Genomic DNA, 4,423 nt, shown 5'->3' on the forward strand with positions numbered 1-4,423 from the left:
GGCCAGAGGCTGCCGAGGGACTTCCCACACGAATTCCCGCCATTGCGTGGAACAAACGTGATGATGCTCGCCCCTGAGCGATATTTAGCCCAACGCATCGGGGATGTCGATATCCGTCTTTTGCACTTCCTCCACATTGACATCTTTAAAGGTGACGATGCGGACATTCTTGACGAACCGGCTGGACCGGTAGACATCCCAGACCCAGGCATCGGTCAGCCGGACGTCGAAGTAGACATCCTGCCCAGCGGACCGGACGTTGAAGTCCACCTTGTTGGCCAGGTAAAATCGCCGCTCGGTCTCGACCACATAGGTGAACAGCTTGATCACGTCCCGGTACTCGCGGTACAGGGCCAGTTCAGCGTTGGTCTCGTAGTTGTCGAGATCCTCAGCACTCATCGACTACCTCCATTCGCGCGATCACGGCCATGACCAAGCGTACGCCACCAAGCACGCTTGGAACGTTTGGCCTCAGCCGACCCATAGGCCCAATCAGATGCCGTATGCTCCTCGCCGGACTGCTCGGCAACAGATTCGTCAGAATCAGGCTTATCCCCGGCATCTGTGACGTCCGTCTGACCAGAGTCTGCCCTCTCATCATTCCTGCTGTCAGATCCTGCATGGTCTTCAGCAGGTTTGTCTGAATGCGGGCCACCTGATGCAGACGAATCCTGAGATGCCAAGGTGGACTCCCCAGGCTCGGACCCGCTTATACCACCATTCTCATCCGCCGCGTATCCGTGTGCAACAAGAGCTTCGGCCACACCGGGGTTTTCGCGGATGACGTGCATGCCGAAAGCATTCAAAGAACGGATGGGATCATACTCGTCAACCAAAGCGTCCATGACGATCTGATCCTGATACTTGCCGTTCTCGGCATCCCAGAGCGCATCACGGGAGGTACCCGAAATCATGAATCCCAGAGACTGGTAGACAGAGATCGAGCGAGTGTTTTTCTCTGGCACAGCCACCCAAATCCGGTGCAGACCCAGACCCGTAGGAGCAGCCGCGTACCCGTAGGTCATGATTCTGGGCATGGCATCCCGAGAGTAGCCACGCCCGCGGAAGTGCCTGCCCAGGACCACCTGGATTCTGGCCGAGCGTGACCAGCCGTCCACGTCGATCAGGAAGATCATGCCGATGACCCCCTTGGTGGCATCAGCATCGGGCGAGCCGTCCTGGTCGGTGTCCGCATCAGTGACCATGGCCCAAGCCAGGGTGCGGCGGGACTCGGGATCGCCCACACCCGAATCACGGGCAGCCAGACCCTTGGACCAGGCCACCGATCGACGCACCCAGGCATTGACCACGGCTCGTTCGGCGCTAGGCCCCTTACCGGTGATGCGGGTGGAATTGTAAAAGGCCTCCAGCTGGTCCATTGCCGTCAGATCGGCGATGACGGCCGGCCGCAGGTGCAACATCTCGCCCCGGATGTAGGGAATCTCAATCCGGTCGGGCAGCTGTCTGTCCGCCACGTCGTCAGATCCCTCGGATTGCATTTGCGGTCGGTCATTGCCCCTGCCGCTCATAGACATCACGTCACCTCCATGATCGCCACCTTGCGATGGCAATCAATTGTAATCCCTCGCCCCTGGGAAAACCATGAGAGGCTGGGCAGGTCCGCCGGTCCGAATCCGATGGAACCAGGTCGGCGGACCGGGCGTGGTCAGGACTTAGCGATGCGCTCCATGACGATCTTGCTGACAGCCTTGGCATCGGCCTGGCCCTTGGTGGCCCTCATGACCGCTCCGATAATAGCGCCCATGGGCTTCATATTGCCGCCTTTGAGCTTGGCCACGATGTCCGGGTTGTCCTTAAGGGCCTGGTCGACGGCAGCATCCAGAGCCCCGTCGTCCGAAACCACCTGGTAGCCGTGCCTCTTGACGACCTCGCTGGGCTTGCCCTCGCCCGCCAGCACGCCGGAGACGGTCTGCTTGGCCAGCTTGTCATTGAGTTTGCCGTCGGCAATCAGCTGCTCCACATCGGCAACATCCTGAGCCGAAATAGGCAGCTCCTGCAGGCTGACCCCACGGGCGTTAGCTTCGCGGGAGATCTCGCCCAGCCACCACTTGCGGGCTCCGGCAGCCGTAGCGCCGGCCTTGACCGTATCCTCGATCAGGTCCACAGCATCGGCGTTGACCGCATCCTGCATTTGTCTGTCGGTGAAATCCCACTCCTTCTTGAGACGGGCGCGGCGTTCGCGCGGCATCTCCGGCATCTGAGCCTTGAGCTCCTCGATATGATCCTTGGTCACATGGACCATGACCAGGTCAGGATCGGGGAAGTACCGGTAATCGTTGGCATCGGTCTTGACACGGCCGCCTGCCGTGGTCTGTGTGGACTCATCCCAGTGGCGGGTCTCCTGCAGCACCTCCCCGCCGGACTCCAGCAGGGCTGCCTGACGGCGGATCTCGTAGGTCAGCGTCTTCTCGATGCCCTTGAAGGTGTTGACGTTCTTGGTCTCCGACCGGGTTCCCAGAGGGGCGTCCGGCCCGGCGTGCAGGGAGACGTTGACGTCGGCGCGCATGTTGCCCTGCTCCATCCGGGCGTGGGAGATGCCCAGTGCCCGGACGATGTCTCGGATGGCCCGGACGTAGGCCCCTGCCACCTCGGGGGTACGCGCCCCGGCGCCCTCGATAGGCTTGGTCACGATCTCGACCAGAGGGACACCAGCACGGTTGTAGTCCACCAAGGAGTGATCGGCACCCTCAATGCGGCCGTCAGCCCCGCCTACGTGGGTGTTCTTGCCGGCATCGTCCTCCACATGGGCCCGCTCGATGGGCACGCGGAAGATGCTGCCGTCGTCCAGCTCCACATCCAGATAGCCCTCGCCATTCAGGGGCTTGTCATATTGGGAGATCTGATAGTCACGGGGCATGTCCGGATAGAAATAGTTCTTTCTGGCGAACTGGCTCCACTCATTGACCTTGCAGTGCAGGGCCAGGCCCAGCTTGACCGCATAGTCGATGGCGGTCTTGTTGACTACAGGCAGGCTGCCGGGCAGGCCCAGGGAGACCGGGGTCAGCTGGGTGTTGGGCTCGCCGCCGAACTCGATATGGGCCGGGCAGAAGAGCTTGGTGTTGGTGCAGAGCTCGACATGGACCTCCAGGCCGAACACCGGGTCGTACTTGGCCACGGCATCGGCGTACTTCATAAGTTTTTCAGCCATTGTGATTCCGTTTCCTTCCGATGCCTACTTGTTCGATCCCTGGGCCAGGCCATCCAGCCAGGGGGTGGACAACTTCTGGGAGATGGGTCCGCCCCACTGCTCCTCCAGGGCCGCCTCAAGAGCGGCGGCAGGCCGGTACATGACCTCATCGCGCATCTGGGGGGCAAAGAACTGGAAGCCGACAGGCAGCCCGTCGTCGCTGAGCCCGGCGGGAATCGACATGGCCGGAGTGCCGGCCAGGTTGGCCGGAATAGTAGCAACATCGTTCAGGTACATGGCCAGCGGATCGTCCATCTTCTCGCCGAAACGGAAGGCCGTGGTCGGCGAAGTGGGCGATACCAGGACATCGGCCTGCTCGAAGGCCTTCTCAAAGTCGCGGATGACCAGGGTGCGGACCTTCTGAGCGGAGCCGTACCAGGCATCGTAGTAGCCGGCGGAGAGGGCATAGATACCCAGGATGATCCTGCGCTTGACCTCGTCGCCAAACCCGGCCTCGCGTGTGGCGGCCATCATGTTGGCTGCCGTCTGGGGAACGCCATCGGGAGGCATGACCCGCAGGCCGTAGCGCATGCCATCGTAACGGGCCAGGTTGGAGGAGACCTCAGAGGGCATGATGATGTAGTAAGCAGCCAGCGCGTAGGGGAAGTGCGGGCAGGAGACCTGAACCACCTCGGCGCCCATGGATTCCAGCAACGAGACAGCCTCGTTGAAACGGGCTTCGACGCCGGGCTGATAGCCCTCGCCGCCCAGCTCCTTGACCAGGCCCACCTTGAGGCCCTTCAGATCGCGCTTCTGGCCCTGACGAGCAGCCTGGGCCAGAGGGGGAACCGGCTTGGGAATCGAGGTGGAGTCTCGGCGATCATAGCCACCAATGATCTCCTGCAGCAGGGCGGCGTCCAACACTGACCTGGAGACCGGACCAATCTGATCCAGGGAGGATGCCATGGCGATGGCCCCGAACCTGGAGACACCGCCATAGGTGGGTTTGACACCCACGGTGCCGGTCAGGGATCCGGGTTGGCGAATGGACCCACCAGTGTCGGTGCCCAGGGCCAGCGGAGCCTCAAAGGCGCCGACAGCCGAAGCCGAACCGCCGCCTGAACCGCCCGGGACCCGCTCGGTATCCCAGGGGTTGTGTGTGGGCTTGAAGGCTGAGTGCTCAGTGGAAGACCCCTGGGCGAACTCATCCAGGTTGGTCTTGCCCAGAATGGGCATGCCTGCGGCCTTGAGCTTCTTGATGACGGTGGCATCGTA

The 4,423-nt window shown here is 61.9% G+C and carries 4 protein-coding genes; all 4 read right to left on the reverse strand.

Translation table 11 applies throughout. From position 1 onward, the window contains the following. Positions 1-84: 84 nt before the first annotated feature. Positions 85-399 carry a DUF2469 domain-containing protein gene (locus AC0AP0_RS09440; protein WP_029678206.1) on the reverse strand — a complete coding sequence of 105 codons (315 nt, stop codon included), beginning with the start codon at positions 397-399 and terminating at the stop codon, positions 85-87. Then, positions 396-1,499, reverse strand: coding sequence for a GNAT family N-acetyltransferase (locus AC0AP0_RS09445; RefSeq protein ID WP_490430279.1), 1,104 nt, complete (start codon positions 1,497-1,499; stop codon positions 396-398). The genes AC0AP0_RS09440 and AC0AP0_RS09445 overlap by 4 nt, the downstream gene beginning before the upstream one ends. Before the next feature lie 167 nt (positions 1,500-1,666). Next, complete coding sequence (gene gatB / locus AC0AP0_RS09450; protein ID WP_490430277.1) at positions 1,667-3,169, reverse strand: Asp-tRNA(Asn)/Glu-tRNA(Gln) amidotransferase subunit GatB; 1,503 nt, start codon at positions 3,167-3,169, stop codon at positions 1,667-1,669. A 24-nt stretch (positions 3,170-3,193) separates the two neighbouring features. Further along, a partial coding sequence (gatA, locus tag AC0AP0_RS09455; RefSeq protein WP_490430278.1) for an Asp-tRNA(Asn)/Glu-tRNA(Gln) amidotransferase subunit GatA occupies positions 3,194-4,423 on the reverse strand: 1,230 nt, incomplete at its 5' end.

The organism is Bifidobacterium sp. POST2/T3 (B1) (genome assembly GCF_058197115.1).